Source organism: Collinsella aerofaciens (assembly GCF_039062365.1).
GTDB lineage: Bacteria > Actinomycetota > Coriobacteriia > Coriobacteriales > Coriobacteriaceae > Collinsella.
In genome coordinates, this window is the sequence record NZ_JBCJBI010000009.1 from 60,452 (window position 1) to 82,310 (window position 21,859).

General features: G+C 59.1%; 16 protein-coding genes and 1 tRNA gene. 13 read left to right on the forward strand and 4 right to left on the reverse strand.

Annotated elements, in window-relative coordinates; translation table 11 throughout:
* Nucleotides 1-130: 130 nt before the first annotated feature.
* The 6 genes from ABCN01_RS06095 (at nt 131) to ABCN01_RS06120 (ending at nt 8,325) form a co-directional block, all read left to right on the forward strand.
* A tRNA-Leu gene (locus tag ABCN01_RS06095) sits at nt 131-214 on the forward strand.
* 88 nt (nt 215-302) lie between these two features.
* Nucleotides 303-1,604: a trigger factor gene (tig, locus tag ABCN01_RS06100; protein WP_271729728.1), complete on the forward strand. Its 1,302-nt coding sequence runs from the start codon at nt 303-305 to the stop codon at nt 1,602-1,604.
* 163 nt (nt 1,605-1,767) lie between these two features.
* The gene (locus tag ABCN01_RS06105; RefSeq protein ID WP_342996499.1) at nt 1,768-2,388 is read left to right on the forward strand and encodes an ATP-dependent Clp protease proteolytic subunit; all 621 of its coding nucleotides are present in this window, start codon (nt 1,768-1,770) and stop codon (nt 2,386-2,388) included.
* Between the two features lies 1 nt (nt 2,389).
* Nucleotides 2,390-3,799 (forward strand): ATP-dependent Clp protease ATP-binding subunit ClpX, encoded by a 1,410-nt coding sequence (gene clpX / locus ABCN01_RS06110; protein WP_342996498.1) that lies wholly within the window; start codon nt 2,390-2,392, stop codon nt 3,797-3,799.
* A gap of 211 nt (nt 3,800-4,010) precedes the next feature.
* Nucleotides 4,011-6,707 (forward strand): valine--tRNA ligase, encoded by a 2,697-nt coding sequence (locus ABCN01_RS06115; protein WP_342996497.1) that lies wholly within the window; start codon nt 4,011-4,013, stop codon nt 6,705-6,707.
* A gap of 274 nt (nt 6,708-6,981) precedes the next feature.
* Complete coding sequence (locus tag ABCN01_RS06120; protein WP_342996496.1) at nt 6,982-8,325, forward strand: bifunctional folylpolyglutamate synthase/dihydrofolate synthase; 1,344 nt, start codon at nt 6,982-6,984, stop codon at nt 8,323-8,325.
* Between the two features lie 350 nt (nt 8,326-8,675).
* Here ABCN01_RS06120 and ABCN01_RS06125 read toward each other — a convergent pair whose 3' ends face one another.
* From ABCN01_RS06125 to ABCN01_RS06140, 4 genes are all read right to left on the reverse strand, one after another.
* Nucleotides 8,676-9,764 (reverse strand): M24 family metallopeptidase, encoded by a 1,089-nt coding sequence (locus ABCN01_RS06125; RefSeq protein WP_342996495.1) that lies wholly within the window; start codon nt 9,762-9,764, stop codon nt 8,676-8,678.
* Nucleotides 9,765-10,234: 470 nt separating this feature from the next.
* Nucleotides 10,235-10,645 (reverse strand): DUF1667 domain-containing protein, encoded by a 411-nt coding sequence (locus ABCN01_RS06130; protein WP_342996494.1) that lies wholly within the window; start codon nt 10,643-10,645, stop codon nt 10,235-10,237.
* A 4-nt stretch (nt 10,646-10,649) separates the two neighbouring features.
* Nucleotides 10,650-12,002 (reverse strand): NAD(P)/FAD-dependent oxidoreductase, encoded by a 1,353-nt coding sequence (locus tag ABCN01_RS06135; RefSeq protein ID WP_342996493.1) that lies wholly within the window; start codon nt 12,000-12,002, stop codon nt 10,650-10,652.
* A gap of 1 nt (nt 12,003) precedes the next feature.
* Nucleotides 12,004-13,458, reverse strand: coding sequence for an NAD(P)/FAD-dependent oxidoreductase (locus tag ABCN01_RS06140; RefSeq protein ID WP_342996492.1), 1,455 nt, complete (start codon nt 13,456-13,458; stop codon nt 12,004-12,006).
* Nucleotides 13,459-14,104: 646 nt separating this feature from the next.
* Here ABCN01_RS06140 and ABCN01_RS06145 point away from each other — a divergent pair.
* The 7 genes from ABCN01_RS06145 (at nt 14,105) to ABCN01_RS06175 (ending at nt 21,859) form a co-directional block, all read left to right on the forward strand.
* The gene (locus tag ABCN01_RS06145; RefSeq protein ID WP_035138069.1) at nt 14,105-14,536 is read left to right on the forward strand and encodes a double zinc ribbon domain-containing protein; all 432 of its coding nucleotides are present in this window, start codon (nt 14,105-14,107) and stop codon (nt 14,534-14,536) included.
* A gap of 251 nt (nt 14,537-14,787) precedes the next feature.
* Nucleotides 14,788-16,551, forward strand: coding sequence for a threonine--tRNA ligase (thrS, locus tag ABCN01_RS06150; protein WP_342996491.1), 1,764 nt, complete (start codon nt 14,788-14,790; stop codon nt 16,549-16,551).
* A 326-nt stretch (nt 16,552-16,877) separates the two neighbouring features.
* Nucleotides 16,878-17,468 carry a hypothetical protein gene (locus ABCN01_RS06155; protein WP_342996489.1) on the forward strand — a complete coding sequence of 197 codons (591 nt, stop codon included), beginning with the start codon at nt 16,878-16,880 and terminating at the stop codon, nt 17,466-17,468.
* Between the two features lie 150 nt (nt 17,469-17,618).
* Nucleotides 17,619-18,305: a sugar transferase gene (locus ABCN01_RS06160; protein ID WP_342996488.1), complete on the forward strand. Its 687-nt coding sequence runs from the start codon at nt 17,619-17,621 to the stop codon at nt 18,303-18,305.
* The gene (locus tag ABCN01_RS06165) at nt 18,306-19,409 is read left to right on the forward strand and encodes a glycosyltransferase family 1 protein (protein WP_342996487.1); all 1,104 of its coding nucleotides are present in this window, start codon (nt 18,306-18,308) and stop codon (nt 19,407-19,409) included.
* 9 nt (nt 19,410-19,418) lie between these two features.
* Entirely contained in the window at nt 19,419-20,606 is a 1,188-nt protein-coding gene (locus ABCN01_RS06170; protein ID WP_342996485.1) for a polysaccharide pyruvyl transferase family protein, read from the forward strand.
* 8 nt (nt 20,607-20,614) lie between these two features.
* Nucleotides 20,615-21,859, forward strand: a complete 1,245-nt coding sequence (locus tag ABCN01_RS06175) for a Coenzyme F420 hydrogenase/dehydrogenase, beta subunit C-terminal domain (RefSeq protein ID WP_343014229.1) — start codon at nt 20,615-20,617, stop codon at nt 21,857-21,859.

A 21,859-nucleotide genomic window follows, 5' to 3' on the forward strand; every position in this document is an offset into this window, starting at 1 on the left:
AACAAGTCGTAATTGGCGGGGTGGGGCAACTCGTCCCGCCTTTTGCACTCGTGGTGAGGTCGTGAGCTTGTAAAAGGTGTGCGTGCGCTTGCCGTTCGTATCTGCTATCATTCCTAGTCTGTGCGCTCATGCGGGCGTGGCGGAATTGGTAGACGCGCCAGATTTAGGTTCTGGTGGGATTCCCGTGAAGGTTCGAGTCCTTTCGCCCGCACCAACGCATCTGCGTCGGCTTCGGCCGTCGCGACTCTTTGTTGCATAAAGGTACCAGCACCTCAGATAAGCTGGGCAGTATGAGGAGGAACGTGTTGAACATCACCGCTTCTGACGTCAAGGACGCCAAGCTCACCGCTACGGTCACCATCCCGGCCGCCGACGTCGACGCCGCGATCAAGAAGGCTTACAAGGACACCGCCAAGAAGTACCGCTTCCCGGGCTTCCGTGCCGGCAAGGCCCCCCGTCCGGTCATCGACTCCGCTCTTGGCGCCGAGGCTACCCTCGCTCAGGCCACCAACGACCTGATCGCCGCCAACGAGCCCGCCGTCCTCAACGAGCTGGACATCGTCCCCACCAAGAACGGTGACTACAAGGAGCTCGACCTCGCCAAGGATCACGAGGACTACACCTACACCGTCGAGTTCTCCCTGCGTCCTGCTGCTGAGCTCTCCTCCTTCGACGCCGTCGAGATCGAGATGCCTCCTGCGGAGGTCACCGAGTCCGAGATTAACAACCAGGTCGAGATGCTCCTCAACTACCGTGCCACCTTCGAGGACGTCGAGGGTCGCGCCGTCGAGGCTGACGACTATGTGACCGTCGACCTCAAGGCCGTCGAGAACGCCGACAACTTCGCCGCCGAGGGCCGCATGCTCATCGCCGGTAGCGACAGCAACCCCAAGGAGTTCAACGAGGCCCTGATCGGCGCTAACGTTGACGACGTCAAGTCCGTCACCTGGACCGACGAGGCCGAGGAGGGCGAGGAGGCCGAGACTCACACCGTCGAGGTCACCGTCAAGGGCATCAAGGTCCGCAACACCCCCGAGCTCACCGACGAGCTCGTCAAGTCCGACTTTGGCTTCGACAGCATCGACGCTATGCGCGACGCCATCAAGATCGAAATCGAGCAGGACAAGGCTTCCCGCCTCCCGGCCGAGAAGGAGAACCGTTGCGTCTCCGCTCTCGCCGAGCGTCTGCAGCTCGACGAGATGGACGCTGACTACGAGCAGTCCGTCTTTGAGGAGCTTGGCCAGAACTTCCTGTCCAACCTCGCTGCCCGCGGCATGACGCTGGACACCTGGCTGCCCGCTTCCGGCCTGACCATGGAGCAGTTCATCGGCGACCTGCACAAGCAGGCCAACGACGTTGCCCGTGAGTCCCTGGCGCTCGACGCTCTCGCCCGTGAGCTCAAGATCGAGGTCACCGAGGACGACATCAACGCCGAGTTCGAGAAGGCTGGCGTCAAGGACGTCGAGGCTTCCAAGGCCGAGTTCATCGCCGATGGCCGCATGCCTGCCGTCCGCGAGTCCATCCGTCGCTCCAAGGCCGTCGATCACCTGGTCGAGAACGCCAAGGTGACCGAGGTCGACGAGACCGCCAAGGACGCCGAGTAATTCTCGCCACCTTGCCCGCGAGCGCATGGGTGCGCCCGTGATGGGGTAAAGTTATACACCGGTTATCCGGTTGCTTCGTACGGTGCCAGCCAATGCATAGCATGCGGGCACCGTACGTTTATCTAGAACCAATTTGGTCCGCAAGAGAGAAATGGAGATGCGTATGATCGCTAAGTTCGATTCCGCCCTCGTGCCATACGTTATCGAGCAGACGCCGCGCGGCGAGCGCAGCTACGATATCTATTCGCGCCTGCTCAACGACCGCATCATCTTCTTGGGCGAGGAGATCAACTCCGTCAGCGCCAACCTGGTCGTTGCCCAGCTGCTGCATCTTGAGAGCCAGGATGCCGAGAAGGATATCTCGCTCTACATCAATTCGCCCGGTGGCGAGGTCTATTCCGGCCTGGCGATTCTTGACACTATGAACTTCATTAAGCCGCAGGTCTCCACCATCTGCGTCGGTATGGCCGCGTCTATGGCCGCCGTGCTGCTTTCGGCCGGCGCCAAGAGGAAGCGCTTCTGCCTGCCGCATTCCAAGGTCATGATTCACCAGCCCAGCGGCGGTGCCCAGGGCCAGCAGACCGAGATTGAGATCGTGGCCGAGGAGATTAAGAAGACCCGCCGCGAGCTCAACCAGATCCTGTCCGACGCCTCGGGCCAGCCTATCGAGAAGGTCCAGGCCGATACCGAGCGCGACAACTACCTCACGGCCGCCGAGGCCCTCGACTACGGTCTGATCGACCGTATCGTCACCTCGCGCGACCTTGCCGCGAAGGACGCCTAGGATGGCCGGTAACATGCAGGACAACTTCGACGAGAACGGCAACCCCATCCGCTGCTCCTTCTGCGGAAAAGAGCAGGGGCAGGTTCGTCGCCTTGTTAAGGGTCCGACCAACATCTTTATCTGCGACGAGTGCGTTGCCGCCTGCTCCGAGATCTTGGAGGAGTCGCTGGCTTCGGACTTTATGGACGCAGCCCGCAACGGCAAGCTGCCGGGCTTCCTCAACGATCACGGCCAGGCTGCATCCCAGCCCGCCGTGGACCCCGAGTCCGAGGGATTTGAGCTCGAGGACGATGCCCGCCAGGTCATCACGCACGTGCCGACGCCGCACGAGATCTATGACGAGCTTTCGGCCTATGTTATGGGCCAGGAAGACGCCAAGCGCGCCATGTCGGTTGCCGTGTACAACCATTACCGCCGTGTAATCGAGGGCGGCGCTGCGCTTTCGGCCTTTGACGACGGTTTGGACTCGCAGCTCGGCGATGATATGGACGAGGTGGAGCTCGCCAAGTCCAATATTTTGCTGCTCGGTCCCACCGGTACCGGTAAGACCCTGCTCGCCCAGACGCTCGCGCGCATTCTCGAGGTGCCGTTTGCCATCGCCGACGCCACCGCGCTCACCGAGGCCGGCTACGTGGGCGAGGACGTGGAGAACATCCTGCTCAAGCTCATCAACGCCGCCGATGGCGACATTGAGCGCGCGCAGGTGGGCATCATCTATGTCGATGAGATCGACAAGATCGCTCGCAAGGCCGAGAACCTCTCCATTACCCGCGATGTTTCGGGCGAGGGCGTTCAGCAGGCGCTGCTTAAGATCCTTGAGGGCACGGTGGCAAGCGTTCCGCCCACCGGCGGCCGCAAGCACCCCCAGCAGGAGCTGCTGCAGATCGACACGACCAACATCCTGTTTATCTGCGGCGGTGCCTTTGTGGGTCTGGACAAGATCATCGCCGACCGCGTGGGCAACAAAGGCGTGGGCTTTAACTCCGAGATCGCCGGCCCCACCTCGGTCGACGAGAACGACCTGCTGCGTCAGGTGCTCCCGCAGGACCTCAACGCCTTTGGCATGATCCCCGAGTTCGTGGGACGTACGCCTGTCGTCACCCAGACGCAGGCGCTCGACGAGGACGACTTGGTGTCGATCCTGACCGAGCCCAAGAACGCTGTGGTGCGTCAGTACCGCAAGATGTTCCAGCTCGAGGACGTTGAGCTTGAGTTTGAGGACGCCGCCCTGCACGAGATCGCCCGCATGGCGCTTGCCCGCAAGACCGGTGCCCGCGGCCTGCGCTCCATCTGCGAGGACGTGCTGCAGCAGACGATGTTCGACCTCCCCAGCGAGGAGGGCGTCACCAAGGTCATCGTAACCGAAGCCGCCGTCAAGGGCGAAGAACAGCCCCAACGCATCTACGGCTAGACCTGCCTAAAACGTGTTTGCAAATAGCCTCCGACCACTCGCGGTCGGAGGCTATTTTATATATGCGCAATAACCCCAACTACCTGTGTTATTCTGTGTGTTTGTTTAAGCCTCAGCGAAGTCATATCAGACTGAAGTAATCGATACCTAAGGGGAGGAATGCAGACCCTGGCGGGCCTACATTCCTCCCCGGCGGGACAGGGAGAGATATATGGAAGAAATGCCCAAGAACTACGATCCGTCGACCAACGAGCCGGCGATCCTGCAGAAGTGGCTCGACGGCGGCTACTACAAGCGCCGTGAGGGCGTGGGCGACTGCACCGTTACCATTCCGCCTCCCAACGTGACCGGCAAGCTCCACATGGGTCACGCCACCGACGACTCCATCCAGGATGCCATCATCCGTATGGCCCGCATGCGCGGCAAGTCCACGCGCTGGGTGCTCGGTACCGATCACGCCGGTATCGCCACGCAGACCAAGGTCGACAAGAAGCTCAAGAGCGAGGGCATCAGCCGCCTGGAGATCGGTCGCGACAAGTTTGTCGACGCCTGCTGGGATTGGACCCACGAGTACGGCGGCATCATCGTCGAGCAGATCAAGCGTATGGGCTGCTCCGTCGACTTTGATAACGAGCGCTTCACCATGGACGAGGACTACGCCCAGGCCGTGCGTAAGGTCTTCTGCGACTGGTACCACGACGGCCTGATTTATCGCGGCAAGCGCATCGTCAACTGGTGCCCCAACTGCACCACCGCCATCTCGGACGACGAGGCCGAGTACAAGGACGAGAAGGGCCACCTGTGGCACCTGCGCTACCCGCTGACCGAGCCGGTCAACGGCCAGGACTACATCGTCGTCGCCACCACGCGTCCCGAGACCATGCTCGGCGACACGGGCGTCGCCGTCTCCCCGAAGGATCCCGAGAAGGCAGCGTTTGTGGGTAAGACCGTCATGCTGCCGATCGTCAACCGTGAGATCCCCATCTTTGAGGATTGGCACGTCGATGCCAACTTTGGCTCCGGCTTTGTCAAGGTCACCCCGGCCCATGACCCCAACGATTACGCCATGGGTCAGGCCCACGACCTGCCGCAGATCAATATCTTCGATGAGCATGCGGTGGTCGTCGAGGGCTATGGCGAGTTCACCGGCATGAACCGCGACGAGTGCCGCGAGGCCGTCATCAAGTGGTTTGAGGAGCACGACCTGCTCGATCACGTCGAGGACCTCGATCACTCCGTCATGCACTGCTACCGCTGCGACGCCGCGCTTGAGCCGTGGCTGTCCGAGCAGTGGTTCGTCGCCGTCGACAAGCTCAAAGGGCCGGCGCTCGACGCTGTCAACTCCGGCAAGGTCACCTTCCACCCCGCGCGTTGGACGCAGACCTACACCACCTGGATGGAGAATCTTAAGGACTGGTGCATCAGCCGTCAGCTGTGGTGGGGCCACCGCATTCCCGTGTTCTACTGCGAGGACTGCGGTTGGGAGGACGCCCTCACCGAGGACACCGACGTGTGCCCCAAGTGCGGCGGCCATCACGTGCACCAGGACGAGAACGTGCTGGATACCTGGTTTAGCTCGCAGCTGTGGACCTTCGCCACGCAGGGCTGGCCGCAAAAGCCGGAGCTGCTCGAGGGCCATCACCCCACGACGGCGCTGGTCACCGCGCGCGACATCATCGCGCTGTGGGTCGCCCGCATGGTCATGAGCTCGCTGTATTTCTTGGACGAGGTCCCGTTTAAGGATGTCGTCATCTACCCGACGATTCTGGCCAAGGACGGCAGCCGCATGTCCAAGTCCAAGGGCAACGGCGTCGATCCCATGGACCTCATTGGCATGTACGGTGCCGACGCCATGCGCTACAACCTGCTCACGCTGTGCACCACCAACCAGGACGTCAAGTTCGACGCGAACATCGACAAGAAGACCAAGAAGCTCATCGACAGCCCGCGCACCGAGCAGGCCAAGTCGTTTGTGACCAAGATCTGGAACGCCAGCCGCTTCTTGCTCATGAACATGGAGGGCTACACGCCCGGCGAGCCCGTCGTTGAGACGCCGGCCGACGCCTGGATGTTCAGCCGCCTGGCCAAGGCCGTGAAGATGGTCACCGAGGGTATTGAGAACTACACCTTTGGCGATATGGCCCGCGGCGTTCAGCAGTTCTTCTGGAACGAGGTCTGCGACTGGTATGTCGAGGTCACCAAGGCCCGCCTGAAGGGCGAGGGCCGTCTGCAGGCCCAGCGCAACCTGATCTTTGTGCTCGACACCTCCATTCGCCTGATGCATCCGCTCATGCCGTTTGTTACCGAGGAAATCTGGGACAACATGCCGGCGAGCGTGCTCGATCTGGACGCCGAGGGCAACGTGGACCGCGCCGAGGCGCTCATGATCGCCAAGTGGCCCGAGCCCGCCGACTACGCTAAGTATGTCGACGAGGACGCCGAGCGCGCGTTTGAGTTGTGCCGCGCCGTCGTTTCCGCCGCCCGCGCCACGCGTTCGCGTTACCGCTTGAGCCCCAAGGCCGAGCTCGACGTGGTCGTGCGCGCCGGTGCCGAGGACGTCGAGAAGCTCGAGAGCCTGCGCTCGACCATCGAGCCGCTGGCCAACACCTCCTCGCTGGTCATGGGCACCGATGTTGAGAAGCCGGCTGCGAGCATTGCCGTGGTCGACAGCGGCGTCGAGGTCTTTGTGGTGCTCGAGGGCAAGGTCGACCTTTCGGCCGAGAAGGCACGCCTGGAGAAGGAGATCGCCGCTGCCCAGAAGGAGCTTGCCGGCTGCGAGAAGACGCTCGCCAACGAGGGCTTTGTGGCTAAGGCCGCGCCCGCGGTGGTCCAGAAGAAGAGGGACCGTGCAGCTGAGCTCAAGGAGATCCTGGCGGCGCTGAACTCGCAGGTTGCTGACTTCTCGTAGGCGTAACTGAGGGACGCGGTTTGGGGCATTGCTCGCTACTGCGAACAGTCCTGCTCGCACGAAGGCCACATTAAGTGGCCTTCGGCTCGTGCGGAACTTGTATCGAGCAAAGCCCCAAACCGCTCCCATGGCGGTTACGGAGGCGTCCGCTGCCTGGTGGGGCCACTTGGTTGTGGCCTTGAGGTCGCTGCAAAGCGGTGTTTGGCTGATATTTTGTATGGGAGGGGCTCGTTGTTGATTCGGGCCTCTTTTTATGTTGAGGGGACTTTGGTTTATGCCTAAGCGTTCGGGGTCGTATTCTGTGCCGTTCTCGTTTGAGCTGCTTTCGTTTGATGAGGCTGTGGGGCTTGCTGCTGATACGGGGCGGATTTCTGGGGATGCTGGTCCTCTGCTCGAGACGGTTGTCGATATGCTCGATGAGCTTGGTCGTCCGGATGAGTATTTCGATTGCATTCAGGTTGCCGGTACCAATGGCAAGACTTCGACTACGCGTTTTTCGGCTGCCATTCTTCGCGGCGAGGGGCTCAAGACCGCGCTGTATACGTCGCCGCAGCTTGTTCGCTATCCCGAGCGCATGGAGGTTGGCGGTCGCGTTGTGAGCGACGAGGCCTTTGCCCGTGGCGTTTCTGCTGCTGTTGAGGCGGGACATCGCGTGAATGCGCGCCGTGTGGCGGCGGGGGAGCTCGCCTATACCATCACACCGTTTGACCTGCTGACGGCTGCCGCACTGGTGGTGTTTGCCGAGGCTGCGGTGGACGTTGCTGTGCTCGAGGTTGGCATGGGCGGGCGTTGGGACGCCACAAGTGCGGCCGATCCCGTCGCCGTCGCCATTACGGGCATCGGACTCGATCACACACGCATTTTGGGCGATACGCTCGAGGCCATTGCGGGGGAGAAGGCCGCGGTCATCAAACCCGGGCGCTTGGTTGTGCTGGGCGAGGGCACGCACGAGGCGAGCGTTCAGCGCGTAATGGATGCTCGCTGCCGCGAGTGCGGCATTGTGCCGCTGGTGGTGAACCATGCCACGACCAAGGTTCCGGCTCACGTGGGCGATACAGTGGAGTTTAGCTGCACTACGCCGCGTGCCATCTATACGTCGAGCATGGTTAAGCCGGCGTATCAGCCGCAGAATGCTGCGTGCGCGATTATGCTGTGCGAGGGCTATCTGGGCCGCGAGCTCGACCACGATGCGCTCGACGCTTCGCTTATGGGCTGCCCCACACCGGGTCGTTTTGACGTGCTGGGAACTGAACCGCTCAAGCTGATCGACGCCTGCCATAACCCTCAGAGCTGCGAGAACTTTGTGAGCGCGCTGGACGAGATCGATCCGTGCGTGGAGAATCGCCCCACGCTGCTGTGCGCCGCGCTGGCAGACAAGGACGTGGCGGGCATCGTCGACGTTTTGGTTCCGGCGTTCCCCCGCGTCGTCGTGACCCAGACCGATTCCGACCGCGCCCTGCCGGCAGAGGAGCTCGCCGTCCTCGTTGATGCCGATAAGCTCACGGGCGTATATCCGAGTGTGTCCGAGGCCCTCGCGGCCCTCGATGCCGCCGGCGAGCCTTTCGTAGCCGCCGGCACCATTACCCTAGCCGGCGAAGTAGCCGGCCTGCTGCGTTAACCCATCCCCTCATCAGTTGCGGTGAAATAGTTCCTGTTTCAGTTTTTAGCGGCCCATCCAGGAACTATTCCACCGCAACTCAAAAACAGTCAATTTGGGACGGTGCTTTTTTGGCTGTCCTGTGCCCCGAGTTGACTCGCTTGACACGAAATCGGCCTATTTACTACGTTTGACCGGTTACCCTCGACCACACGGAAAATCGTGAAATCAAAACCGCAGGTAGACGGCTTGCTGGTTTTTAAAAAAGACCCGCATGGTTGACCCATGCGGGTTAAACGTAGTAGATGGCCCGTTTTCGTGGCGCGACGTAATCGCAATGTGACAAAGGGGCTGTCCCTTTGTCACATTGGCTAGTCTAGACGGACCGGATCGTGGGGGTAGGCGTTTAGAATCTCGACGCCGGTCTCGGTAACTAGGGCTAGGTCCTCGATGCGGACGCCGGTGCGGCCGGGGAGGTAGATGCCCGGCTCGATGGAGAACGTCATGCCCGGCTCGACGACCTGCTCGTTGACGAGCGAGACGTCGCCCGGCTCGTGGTCTTGCAGGCCGATTGAGTGCCCCAGGCGGTGCGTAAAGTACTGTCCATAGCCCGCATCCTCAATCACATCGCGCGCGGCACGGTCTAGGTCGCACATACGAACGCCCGGTGCGATGAGTTCTTCGGCGGCCTCGTTGGCGCGGCGAACGATGTCGCAGATGCGCGCCGTCTCCTCGTCCGGCTCGCCCCAAAAGAATGTGCGTGTCATGTCCGAGCAGTAGTTGCAGCGGCGTCCGCCAATGTCGAACAGCACCACGTCGCCGCGCTTGAGTATGGTGTCGTCGGGCTCGTGGTGCGGGTCGCCGGCGTTGGCGCCAAAGCTCACGATGGGCGGAAAGCTAAAGCCCTCGCAGCCGTGCTTGCGATACAGGCCGAGCATCTGGTCGGCAATCTCGCGCTCCGTCACACCCTCGTGGACGAGCTTGATCGCATCGGCCATCACGGCGTCGTTGGCGGCCGAGGACATGCGCATGAGTTCCTGCTCGGTGGCGTCTTTGTGGGTGCGTGCGGCGGTGACTGCATAATCGCCCAGGAAGAATTCGCTTGCGGCATGGCGCTCCATGAGGGGCATCAAGAAGCCGGAGCGCATGACGGTATCGATGCCGAGCGGTTTGGTCGGGTCGATCTCACTCGCGATGGCATCGGTTACGACGTCGGTGTCGGTGTGGTAGGCAACACGGGCATTGTCGTACTCGGGCAGTTGATGCAGCGCGTTGACCAAGATCACGGGCTCGTTACCGCGTGCGAGCAGCACGCCGCAAAAACGCTCGAACATATCGGCATAAAAGCCGGTCAGATAGTAGATCGACCACGGGTCATTCACAAGCAGCTGCGCGCCGGGGTGCTGGGCCTCGAGCGCATCGAGCACGCGCGCCACACGCTGGTCATCGACATGTGCCATACATCGTCCTTTCGCTAGGTTGCCACCATGGTATCCCAAGCCCGGCACATGGGGACGTTCCTTTTATGCCGGCACTTCGGGACACCCCTTGGCATGGCCAGTCTGGCATGCGCGCAGACAAAAGTAGCTAAAAGAGGGCCGTTCCAAATGGGCTGGTTTCAAAAGTATGGCGGATTACGGGGCTGGACCTGTATTACTTGACCATGGGAAAAATCGCGAAATTAAAACCGCAGGTAGACGGCTTATCAAAAATCGAAAATTGCCGGTATGGATGGGGGTCTCCGAATTAGCCTCGTAATCCGGCATAGTTTTGAAATGGCACTAAAGTAGGCACAGGCTAAATACCAATTCCAAAGATAGTTGCGGTGGAATAGTTCCCGGATGCCGGGGTTTGGCGGAAATCAGGAACTATTTCACCGCAATTGAGGAGGGGCGGGGTGGATGGCGGGGTAGCTAAAAGAGTCTCGTCCCTAATTAGCTACTTGGGCTCGGTCGATGTCCATGCTGGCGATTAGGTTGATGTTGGTGTCTAGGAGGTTCTTCAGCACGATGTCGCCCATGCGTATGGGGGCGTTGACGACCAGGCCGCGGATGAGGGCCACGGCTTGGGCGTGGAGTTCTAGCGGGATGGCTTCGGCGGTGCGCACGGGGAGCAGGGCTTCGTCGCCGCCGGATACGGCCACGGTGGTGGTGAGCACGCGCATGGGGCGGGTGAGCTCCTGATGCGCGAACTTATCGCCGCGCGGGCAGTTGTTGCCGGTTACGGAGCGTACCTCTATCACGTTGCCGTTCGTGTCGCGCTCCACCTCCACGGTCAGGAGGCATTCGGATGGGCAGGTTGTGCAGTTGAACTGCAGTGTTTCGATCGCGTTTATGTTCATGGCCTTACGCCTCCTCAACGGGATCGACGGACAGGACAATTTCGCTGGCACCCAGGTCGAGTGCGCGCTGGATTGCCTTTGCCGGCAGCGGGAAGCTTTCCATTACGCTCGGTTTAAACGGGCGGACCTTGCCTGCAAACAGTTCTTCGTCGCCTGCCAGAATGCGCACACGGGCGGCGTCGACCGGTCGACGCACACGGAAGTTGAGTTTGGTGAGTGCCACAGCCGTAATGCGTCCCGGCAGTGCGTAGCCCGCAATGCCGGTGGGGGAGACCGTGAGCTGACAGCCCGTGTTCGTCTTGACATCCGCGCTGCCACCCAACGCGTACGCCGCCGCAGCCGCACCGGCACGCTCGGACTCGGTCGTCACGTTGTCGGCCAGGTCGTGCACGTGCAGCACGTTGCCGCAGGCAAAGATGCCCGGCACGCCCGTTTGCAGGCTCTGGTCAACCACGGCGCCACGCGTGCGCGGGTCAAGTTCAACGCCCGCGCCCACCGAAAGCTCGTTCTCGGGAATCAAGCCCACCGAAAGCAGCAGCGTGTCGCACGGAACGATGCGCTCCGTCCCGGCAATGGGCGCCAGGCGCTCGTCGACTTGGCTCACCTCGACGGCTTCCACGCGGTCGTACCCGATTACGCGTGTGACGGTGGTGGACAGGTGCAGCGGAATGCCAAAGTCGTCCAGGCAGTTCTTGACGTTGCGGCGCAGACCGTTGGCGTATGGCATGAGCTCGTACACGCCCTCGACGGAAATCCCCTCGAGCGTACAGCGACGTGCCATGATAAGCCCGATATCGCCCGATCCCAAAATGACGGCGCGCGAGCCAGGCTTGAGGTTCTCGATATTGATGTATCGCTGCGCCAGGCCGGCCGTAAACACGCCGGCGGGGCGGCTGCCGGGGATCTTGATCTCGCTGCGGGTGCGCTCGCGGCAACCCATGGCAAGGACGACCGCGCGTCCGGTGAGCTGCAGCATGCCGGCACGGCTCATGAGCGTGACGGTACGGAACGCGGCGGTTTCCGCGCCCTCGCCTGAATCGATCCCAAGCACCATGCTGCCCAAGAACAGCGCAATGTCGGTTGCGTGCACCTGGTCGATAAAGCGCTGCGCGTACTCGGGACCGGTGAGCTCCTGTTTAAAGTGCGACAGGCCAAAGCCGGGGTGGATGCACTGGCGGAGTATTCCGCCCAGGTGCTGCTCGCGCTCCACGATGGCCACGCGTGCGCCTGCCTTATGCGCGGCCAGCGCGGCCGCCATGCCGGCGGGTCCGCCGCCGATAACGACCACGTCGAAGACTTGCGTTTGTACGGCTTCTGCGATGCCGCAATCAATCGCGCTCGATTTGAATTCCGCCATCCTAGCGCACCCCCTTCAGCGGTCCCTTAACCAGCCAAGATCCGGCATCCTCCAACAGCACGTCGCTGGGGTCGCAGCCCAACTCGCGAGCAAGGATCGCAACCACGCGGCTCTGGCAAAAACCACTCTGGCACCGACCCATGCCGGCACGACAGCGGCGCTTGACGCCCTCGACCGAAACCGCGCCTGGGCGGCGTCGGATCGCGGCCACGATCTCGGCCTCGGGCACCGTCTCGCAGCGGCAGACAATCTGTCCCCACGTAGGATCGGACTCGATGAGCTCCTCCTTGCGCGCAAGCGGCGCGCGGTCAAAGTCGTCCGGCGCATGGCGGATCGGGTCCCAATCGGCACGTTCGCGCAGGGCCACGCCGGCGTCGCGCAGTACCTGCTCCATGCGCTCGGCAATGGCCGGCGCGCTCGCCACGCCCGGCGACTGAATGCCCGCCGCCTGGAAAAGACCCGGCACCACGGCTGACTGCCCAATAAAGAAGTCGTTCGTACCCTGAATGACAGGGCGCCCGCCGGCAAATGCGCGCACCACGCGGCGCGTATCCAGATCGGGCACCAGCTTGCGCGCGCCGGTCAGCAGCGCGTTCACATCGCTCGTATAGGTCTGCGTGTCGTCCGGCTCGCGCACGGCAGCCGTCGCGGTAATCACGGTGTTGCCGTGTACGGTGCCCGTGACGATAACACCCTTGGACACCGGCGTCGGCACGGGGTAGAGCGGCATGAGCGTGCGTGGCTCCTTGTCCAGCACCACGATGTTGCCCTGGCGCCAGACCATCTGAAACTCCTCGGCGCCGGCCATGTGCGAGATGTCCGCGGCTCCGTTGCCTGCGGCGTTGATCAGGTAGCAGCAGCGCACGTTGCCAGTGGGGGTCGCCAGCGTAAAGCGCGCGTCGTCGCCCGAGCCCGCGACTTCAATCGCTTCCACCGGAGCGGACCGCATAAACGTCACCCCGTTGGCCACGGCGTTTTCCAGCGCGGCGATGGCAACCTCAAACGGGTCGACAAACCCAGTCGAGGGGCACCACAGCGCGCTCGTTGCCTTGGCGCTCGCGCGCGGTTCCAGCTCGCGGATGTGGTCGGGGCCGATAATCGACAGCTCGGGCACGCCGTTGGCCAGGCCATTCTGGCGCAGCTTCTCCAGGTGTGCGCGGTCTTCGTCGCTAAACCCCAGTACCATCGACCCGGTACGGCGGAACAAAAAGCCTAGCTCCTGGGCCCACGTGCCATATAGCTCGCAACCACGCGCGTTGACCTGCGCCTTTACCGTGCCCGGTGCCGGATCGTAGCCGGCGTGCACCAGGCCGCCGTTGGCCTTCGACGCTCCCAGCGCAATGTCGTTGGCCGCCTCGACCACGCAAATGGACAGGTCATAGCGCGCGAGCTGCCGCGCGATGGCGCATCCGGTGATGCCCGCGCCGACAATCGCGATATCAAACGTTTCTGCCACAGTGCCTCCCAGACTAGTTGACAGGCCGTCAATAAGACTATCCTACGGTCTACACACCTCCGGCGCAGCGGCAATGCGGCGAACAGCCCCGCAACACCCGCCAACGGCAGACGAGGGGAGACCCGGTAACGTCGACAACCTCGTCTGTCGACAACTTCGGCAACCGTTCGTCTCGATCTGTAACATCTGGGGACTGTTTTGGGGTCTAGATGTTACAGATTTAGATGAACCTATCAGTCGATTTCGAATGTCTAATTCTGTAACAGTTAGACCTGTTTTTGCCGAGTATCTGTTACAGATTGAGACGTTCGGCCTGGATGTTTTCCTTTGTCTCAATCTGTAACAGTTAGCTGATGATTTGGGTTCTAGATGTTACAGATCAAGACAAACCTTCCGGCGGATTTTGAATGTCTCGATCTGTAACAGTTAGACGAGGATTTGGGCTCCAGATGTTACAGATTGGGACGTTAGTCTGACGGCGCACCCATTCGTCTAAATCTGTAACATCTAGACCCGGATTCCGCTCCCAACTGTTACAGATTGAGATGTTTGTGTCCGCGGCGGCCCCGCCCCTAGCCGTGGTCCCATATAAACAAACCCCGTGGTAAACTTGACCGGACTGTTAATATTCCGAAAGGTACCCGTAATGTCCAAGTACATCTCCGAGCTCATGTCGCCGCAGCTTATGGGCGTCGTCTATGCCTTCGTTGGCTTTATCATCGCCCTGTATGTGCTGTCGGTCGTCTATGTGTTCATCGACGCTCGCCGCCGCGGCGCCAGCGCCTACGTGGCATGGGGCATCATCGCCCTTATCCCGTTTGTAGGCCTTATCGCCTACCTGGTCCTGCGCCCGCACTCCTACGCGGCCGACCGCGAGGAGCAGGAGCTGGACATGGCCCTGCGCGAGCGCCAGCTTGCCCAGTACGGCACCTGCCCGCAGTGCGGCGCGCCCATCGAGAAAGACTTCGTCGTCTGCCCGGTGTGCGATACCCAGGTTCGCAACGTGTGCCCCAGCTGCCATCGCCCGCTCGATGCGCACTGGAAGGTCTGCCCCTACTGCCGAACTCGCATCCAGTAACGCATCCATCGCCGGGCCGGCTGCAAGCCACGGGCACCGCGCGTCCCGTGCAAGCCACGGGCACGCCGCAAGCTACGCGCGACCCACACCCCGCCCCACACGATGAAGCATGCGTAGAAAATCGCCCGTCGTGCCATTAAGGTGCGGCGGGCGCTTGTATACCAAGGCAACCTGCCTATAATGATGCAAGTTAAAACGCCGAGCGCATCGCACGCACTTGCATCAGGCATCCGAGAGGAGAAAACATACCCATGAAGGCACTCTACAATGACGGTTCGGTGGCCGAGCTCCCGCAGGACGAGGTCACGCACGTCATCCGCCACTCCGCCGCGCACATCATGGCACAGGCCATCAAGCGCCTGTACCCCGAGGCCGACTTTGCTTACGGCCCCGCGACCGACAACGGCTTCTATTACGACGTCGACCTGCCCGAGGGCGTCAAGATCAGCGAGGACGACTTCCCCGCGATCGAGGCCGAGATGAAAAAGATCGTCAAGGAGAACCTCAAGTTCACCGTCTTTGAGAAGCCCCGCGCCGAGGCCATCGCCCTTATGGAGGAGCGCGGCGAGAAGTACAAGGTCGAGCATATCGGCGACCTGGACGACGACGCCCGCATCACCTTCTACCAGCAGGGCGACTACATCGACATGTGCGTCGGCCCCCACATCTGCTACACCAAGGCCCTCAAGGCCTTTAAGCTCACCGGCGTCTCGGGCGCCTACTGGAAGGGCGACAAGGACAACAAGATGCTCACCCGCATCAACGGCGTCGCCTTTGCCACCAAGGAAGAGCTCGACGAGCACATGCATATGCTGGAGGAGGCCAAGAAGCGCGACCACCGCAAGATCGGCCGCGAGATGGACCTCTTTATGATGCGCGACGAGGCCCCCGGCTTCCCGTTCTTCCTGCCCAACGGCATGATCCTTAAGAACACGCTGCTGGACTACTGGCGCGAGATTCACCACAAGGCCGGCTACGTGGAGATCTCCACGCCGCTCATTATGAACAAGCAGCTGTGGAAGACCTCGGGCCACTGGGACCACTACAAGGACAACATGTACTCCACCGTCATCGACGACGAAGAGTACTGCATTAAGCCCATGAACTGCCCGGGCGGCGTGCTGGTGTACGCCTCCAAGCCGCACTCCTATCGCGAGCTGCCCATCCGCGCCGGCGAGATTGGCCTGGTGCACCGCCACGAGCTGCGCGGCGCCCTTCACGGCCTGTTCCGCGTGCGCTGCTTTAACCAGGACGACGCCCACCTGTTTGTGCGTCCCGACCAGCTGACCGACGAGATCGTGGGCGTGGTCAACCTCATCGACTCCGTGTACCAGAAGTTTGGCTTTAAGTACCATGTAGAGCTTTCCACCCGCCCCGAGGACTCCATGGGCTCCGATGAGGACTGGGCTCGCGCCGAGGAGGGCCTGCGCACCGCTCTGGAGAAGCTGGGCATGGACTATGAGGTCAACGAGGGCGACGGCGCCTTCTATGGCCCCAAGATCGACTTCCACCTGGAGGACTCGCTCGGCCGTACCTGGCAGTGCGGTACCGTACAGCTCGACTTCCAGATGCCGCTCAACTTTGACCTGGAGTACGTGGACGCCGACGGCACCAAGAAGCGCCCCATTATGCTGCACCGCGTGTGCTTTGGCTCCATCGAGCGCTTCATCGGTATTCTGATTGAGCACTTTGCGGGCAAGTTCCCCACCTGGCTGGCTCCCGTGCAGGTCAAGGCGCTTCCCGTCTCCGAGAAGAGCCGCGACTACGCCCACGAGGTGTGCGCCAAGCTGGAGGAGGCCGGCATTCGCGTGGTCTGCGACGACCGCGACGAGAAGATCGGCTACAAGATCCGCGAGGCCCGCAGCATCGACCGCGTGCCCTACATGCTCATTCTGGGCGAGAAGGAGGTCGAGGCCGGCAACATCTCCGTCCGCGATCGCTCCAACGAGACCGTTCAGATGAGCGTTGACGAGTTTGTTGCGAAGGTGACCGAGGAGATCAAGACCCGCGCCTAAGGCAAGCTTCACAACAATTAACAAAGGCGACCGTCCATATAGGGCGGTCGCCTTTTTTCATGCCAAAATAAGAAAAGCCGCTGGTTGAGCGGCTTTTTTTGTTGCACAAAAAGGTACAGGTTTTTGTATCTTTCGACAGACGACATTATACGAGCAATTAATCAGCGTTTGCCCAGATTACGCAAAATGTACTGCTAGTAGGTACATCTCCATACCCCTCTACAAAAACCTGTACTTTTGCGACTGCGCCTAGCTGCGAGCGAGAAGCCTGTTCTAAACGCCCCTGCATTTGCGTGCATCGCAAAGCCAAAAGAGGGGGCGAGAACATGGAACAGACGGCACGGCGCCAAGAGCAGCTGCCGGGCGCATTTAACGGCGTCACCACCAACAGCCAGCATGGCCGCGTCCGCTGGTATTTGGTTCACACCCCCAATGGTAAAGAGCGCGAGACCTGCGAAAAGGTCCGCCGCATTATCCCGCACAACCTTATGCAGGACGCTTTTGTGATGCAAAAGGAGTTCTGGTTTAAGCGGGACGGCGCATGGTCGCTCCAAACCAAACCTATGTACAAGGAATACTTCTTCGTCGCCACGCACGATGCAGCCGCGCTTGACAAGGCTTTGGCCCAGTTGAGCTTTGGCTGTCGTATCGCCGGTAGCAGGGAGCGGGCGTATATGCCCATGCCGGACGATGCGCAGGACTGGTACCGCAGCGTGCTTGACGACGACGGCGTGGTGCGCAACAGCGTTGCGCGCATAGAAGACGGCGTGTTGCACATAGAGCAGGGTCCCTTGGTGGGGCAAGAGGCCCGCGTAAAGAAGATCGACCGTCATAAGCGCTGGTGCCTGGTGGATGTGGGCGAGGGCGATTCCAGTTTTAGGGAGTTACTTCCGCTCGACGTGCCCAGCAAAACGTAAGGGAGACGTTGCAGCGGCAAATCATTCGTTTTTTGAATTCATAGACGGGGGGGGGTTCCTGGGGACAGGGACGTAAGTTTTATCGTGACTGCTAATAAAGAAGTGACAGAGAGCAATGCGCAAGTAGGGGCAGCGCTGATTGCTCAGGCCATGGACCAACGTGAAGGCGCCGGTCGATATAAGGCTATGCAATCCATCATGGACTGGGATCGTTCGCGCCTGGCCTACCGCGCCGTTAAGCGCGCCTTTGACATCGTGTTCAGCGGCTGCGTGCTGGCCATCATCGCGGTGCCCAGCCTGGTGCTCGCCGCGGCCATCCGCCTGGAGAGCGAGGGCAACCCGTTCTACAGCCAGATCCGAGTGGGCCAGACCCACCGCGACGGCAGCCTGTCCACCTTCCGCATGTGGAAGTTCCGATCCATGTACAAGGACGCCGACGAGCGCCTCGCCGAGCTCAAGGGGCAGAACGAGATCGCTGGCGCTATGTTCAAGATGAGGGATGACCCCCGCGTCACCAAGATCGGCAAGTTCATTCGCAAGCACTCCATCGACGAGTTCCCGCAGTTCCTGAACGTGTTCCTGGGCCAGATGTCTGTCGTGGGCCCGCGCCCGCCGCTGCCCAACGAAGTGGCGGAATACACCGAGTACGACCTGCAGCGACTGTCCGTTAAGCCCGGCATCACCGGCTGGTGGCAGGTGACCGATCGCAACGACACCGACTTCGACGGCATGGTCCGCCGTGATTTGGAGTACATCGCCAAGCGCGGCCCCATCACGGACTTGAAGATTGTTCTCCTCACGGTCGTTGAGGTCTTTACCGGTGGAGGTGCTTGCTAAATGACTGAACCGGTTAGGGTGGCTCAGGTTGTTGGCAAGATGGTTGGCGGCGGCGTCGAAGCTGTCGTTATGAATTACTATCGCCACATCGATCGCGGTAAAGTGCAGTTTGACTTTCTTGTTGATTCCGATTCGACGCTTGTTCCCCGTGAAGAAATCGAATCGCTCGGTGGCAGGGTCTTTGAGATTCCGCCCTATCAGCACGTTGTTGAATATCAGCGAGAGCTTCAGCGCCTCTTTAAACAAGAGGGCTGGAAGATTGTCCACAGTCACATCAACGCGCTTTCGGTCTTTCCACTTCGTGCCGCGAAGAAGGCGGGCGTCCCCGTGCGTATCGCCCATAGCCATTCTACGAGTGGTAAGGGTGAGTATGCCAAGAATGCCCTGAAGGCAGTGCTGAAAACGCAATCAAATCGGTATCCGACACACCGTTTTGCATGTAGCAAATTCGCTGGTGAATGGTTATTTGGATCGAGTTCTCAATATGAAGTCATGCGTAATGCTGTTGACTTGTCTGTTTTCGCGCCAGATGATGAGGATCGCCTAAGGATGCGGCGATCGCTTGGTGTTGCTGACGGACAGCTTCTAATTGGGCACATTGGTCGTTTTACAGAGCAGAAGAATCACTCATATTTGCTTAAGGTATTCGATCAGGTTTTAAAGATTCGCAATGATGCAGTTTTAGTTTTGGTAGGTTTTGGTCCGTTAGTTGAACAGATTAAGGACCAAGCTGATTGTCTGGGGATTAGCCATTCTGTTCGGTTTTTGGGCACTAGAAGCGACACTGCATCTTTATATCGAGCATTTGATGTTTTCTGCCTGCCGAGCCTGTATGAAGGTCTTCCAATGGTCGGAGTCGAATGCCAGGCATCGCATACACCCATTCTTGCGTCTGATGCCGTTACCTCTGAGACTGCTGTTACAACCATGATGCAATTTGAATCACTTTCTAGCTCCTGTATAAAGTGGGCCGAAAGGCTAATTGAGTTGAGCACAAAGGTCTTCGCGCCTGGTGACGATGCCGGTTTGCGGGTATTTGAAATTGATGCTGCGGCCAGAGTTTTATTGGATTGTTATATGACCTATTTGGGTTCTGTTGATTAAGGGGACAGTTTGGCTATTACATGTTCTAAGCGAGTTGCAGTCGCGTCGTGTCATGACAAAATCAACTTTGGCAGCGTTCTTCAGGCGTACGCGACCCAGCGCGCCCTTGAGGAGCTGGGTGTTGAAGTCAATACTATTGATAAACGTGGCCTGGGTCATGCTATTTCTGTAGGACGTAATGATTACTATCTTGAGCATCTATTTGATGTAGACCTTTATCGAGCAAAGCTGGGGTTTGTAAAGCATCGCATCAAGCAGAAGTTTGATGCTGACTTTGGAAAGAAAATGGCAAAGAGGAAAAGTGCATTTTCTTCTTTCGAGTCAACACATTTTAGTTTTACTCCTCAAGCTGCTTCGTTTGAAGATCTTGGGGCTCTTGTGGCTGATTATGACAGCGTTGTTGTTGGTAGCGATCAGCTTTGGCTGCCCGTTAACATTGCTGGTAGGTATTTTACACTTTCTTTCGTGCAGCCTCCTGTCCGCAAGGTGTCTTATTCCACTAGTTTTGGAGTATCTTCCCTTTCTGAAAAATATCTTCTCAAAACAAAAGAGTTTCTTTCTGATTTTTCGGCCATTTCTGTTCGCGAGGATACGGGAGCGGATTTGGTAGAGAAAGCTACGGGCGTCCGATGCTCTGTTGTATGCGACCCTACGATGCTGCTGGCTAAAGATCAGTGGGCAAGCCTTGCTGGTTCTTCATCGATTAACGTTCCTGACGAGCCGTATGTTTTCTGCTATTTCATGGGTAAGAATGCATGGAATCGTGAATGTGCTCAGGAGCTTGCCAAGAAGCATAATTTGAAGATCGTCGCAATTGCCCATCCCGATGAGTATGTTAAGGCTGATGACGATTATGCGGATTACTATCCTTGGGAGGCAGGTCCGGCTGAGTGGGTCAACTTGATTGCCCATGCTTCGTATGTCTGTACTGACTCTTTCCACGGAAGCGTGTTCTCAAATATTTTTGAGGTGCCATTCTTTTCGTTCCGTCGCCACGAGAATATGGGTGCCCAGTCTACGAACTCACGTATTGATACATTGCTGCGTGTCCTTGGAAACTCCGATCGTATTTGCGAATCGAAGGATGCCTTCCATGCCGCAATGACAAATGAAATCGACTTTGTGTCAGTGCGTCAACGACTTAATGCATATAGGAATGAATCGGCCAATTGGCTTATGTCCGCTCTTGAGTTATAGGGAACAGTATGATTTCCATCACGGATAAAAGTAAATGCTGCGGTTGCGCTGCCTGCGCTCATAAATGTCCCAAGCAGTGCATATCAATGGAATTTGACGCCGAGGGCTGCGAGTACCCCGTAGTCAATGTTGACCAGTGTGTTGATTGCGGATTATGCGAAAAGGCTTGCCCGGTGCTTAATGTTGATAATGACGAGCCTAAGTCTCAGCGAGCCTTTCTAGTCCAGCATGATGATCAAAAGGTGCTCGCTGAAAGCACTTCTGGTGGGGCCTTTACTGCCCTTGCTCAGGCCGTGATTGCCAACGGCGGTATTGTGTTTGGCGCAGGCTATTTGCGCGGTGAACAGCTTGTTCGGGCCGAAGGAGCGCCTGGGCGACTTAAGGTCGGACATTTTTCTGTGGAGAGCGTTGATGAACTTTGGCGCTTTCGCAACAGTAAATATGTTCAGAGCGTTGTTGGCCCTGCGTATCCTGAGGTCAAACAACAACTTAAAACCGGACGTGAAGTTCTCTTTATTGGTACCCCTTGTCAATGCGAAGGCCTGCTTCGATTTTTGGGCGGTAAGCCGGTAAATTTACGCGTGGCAGACTTCGTCTGCCACGCGAACCCCGCTCGCGCTGTGTTCGCGCGGCAGGTCGAATGGCTTGACGCAAAGATTGGCGTAAAAGGTGAGACCGTTCTTTTTAGAGATAAATCACTGTTTGGCTATCGCTATTCAAATATGTGCGAGCTCGAAGGCGAGACTCTGGATGGAGAAAGGCTGTACAGCGAAGGTGTCGAAACGGATCCTTACCTAAGGGCCTTTTTTGCAGACCTATCAGATCGACCCATCTGTTACGAATGCCCGTTCAAAAAGCGTTATCGCGTTACTGATTTGACTTGCTGGGATTTTTTCGATGTTTATCGGCTCTCGAAAGAGTTCGATGACAATAGAGGCGTCACTCGAGTTCTAATCCAAAGCGATGAAGGGCAAGAATTGCTTGATCGCGCCTCAAGCTATGCCCGTATGAAGGAGATTGATGTTGAGGCCGCAGTAGAAGGTGTTCGTGAACTTACTAAGTCCGTGAAGTTGAATCCGCGCCGCGATGAATTCATGGCTGATGTGGCGAATCTGGATGGCGAGGAGCTAATGAATAAGTGGTTCCCCGATTCCGGAAAAGTGAAAGCCGAGCGTTTTGCTAGGCATACATGCGAAAAGCTTGGAATTTATGACCCGATGAAGCGTCTGGTTAAAAAAATCATAAAGAAGTAG

Bases quoted from the DNA above. Each gene is read 5' to 3' on its own strand.
- ABCN01_RS06165 (WP_342996487.1), top strand. From the start codon at position 18,306: ATGACTGAACCGGTTAGGGTGGCTCAGGTTGTTGGCAAGATGGTTGGC.
- ABCN01_RS06130 (WP_342996494.1), bottom strand. From the start codon at position 10,645: ATGAACATAAACGCGATCGAAACACTGCAGTTCAACTGCACAACCTGC.
- ABCN01_RS06125 (WP_342996495.1), bottom strand. From the start codon at position 9,764: ATGGCACATGTCGATGACCAGCGTGTGGCGCGCGTGCTCGATGCGCTC.
- ABCN01_RS06145 (WP_035138069.1), top strand. From the start codon at position 14,105: ATGTCCAAGTACATCTCCGAGCTCATGTCGCCGCAGCTTATGGGCGTC.
- ABCN01_RS06160 (WP_342996488.1), top strand. From the start codon at position 17,619: ATGGACCAACGTGAAGGCGCCGGTCGATATAAGGCTATGCAATCCATC.
- thrS (WP_342996491.1), top strand. From the start codon at position 14,788: ATGAAGGCACTCTACAATGACGGTTCGGTGGCCGAGCTCCCGCAGGAC.
- ABCN01_RS06105 (WP_342996499.1), top strand. From the start codon at position 1,768: ATGATCGCTAAGTTCGATTCCGCCCTCGTGCCATACGTTATCGAGCAG.
- ABCN01_RS06155 (WP_342996489.1), top strand. From the start codon at position 16,878: ATGGAACAGACGGCACGGCGCCAAGAGCAGCTGCCGGGCGCATTTAAC.
- ABCN01_RS06175 (WP_343014229.1), top strand. From the start codon at position 20,615: ATGATTTCCATCACGGATAAAAGTAAATGCTGCGGTTGCGCTGCCTGC.
- clpX (WP_342996498.1), top strand. From the start codon at position 2,390: ATGGCCGGTAACATGCAGGACAACTTCGACGAGAACGGCAACCCCATC.
- ABCN01_RS06120 (WP_342996496.1), top strand. From the start codon at position 6,982: ATGCCTAAGCGTTCGGGGTCGTATTCTGTGCCGTTCTCGTTTGAGCTG.
- ABCN01_RS06135 (WP_342996493.1), bottom strand. From the start codon at position 12,002: ATGGCGGAATTCAAATCGAGCGCGATTGATTGCGGCATCGCAGAAGCC.
- ABCN01_RS06115 (WP_342996497.1), top strand. From the start codon at position 4,011: ATGGAAGAAATGCCCAAGAACTACGATCCGTCGACCAACGAGCCGGCG.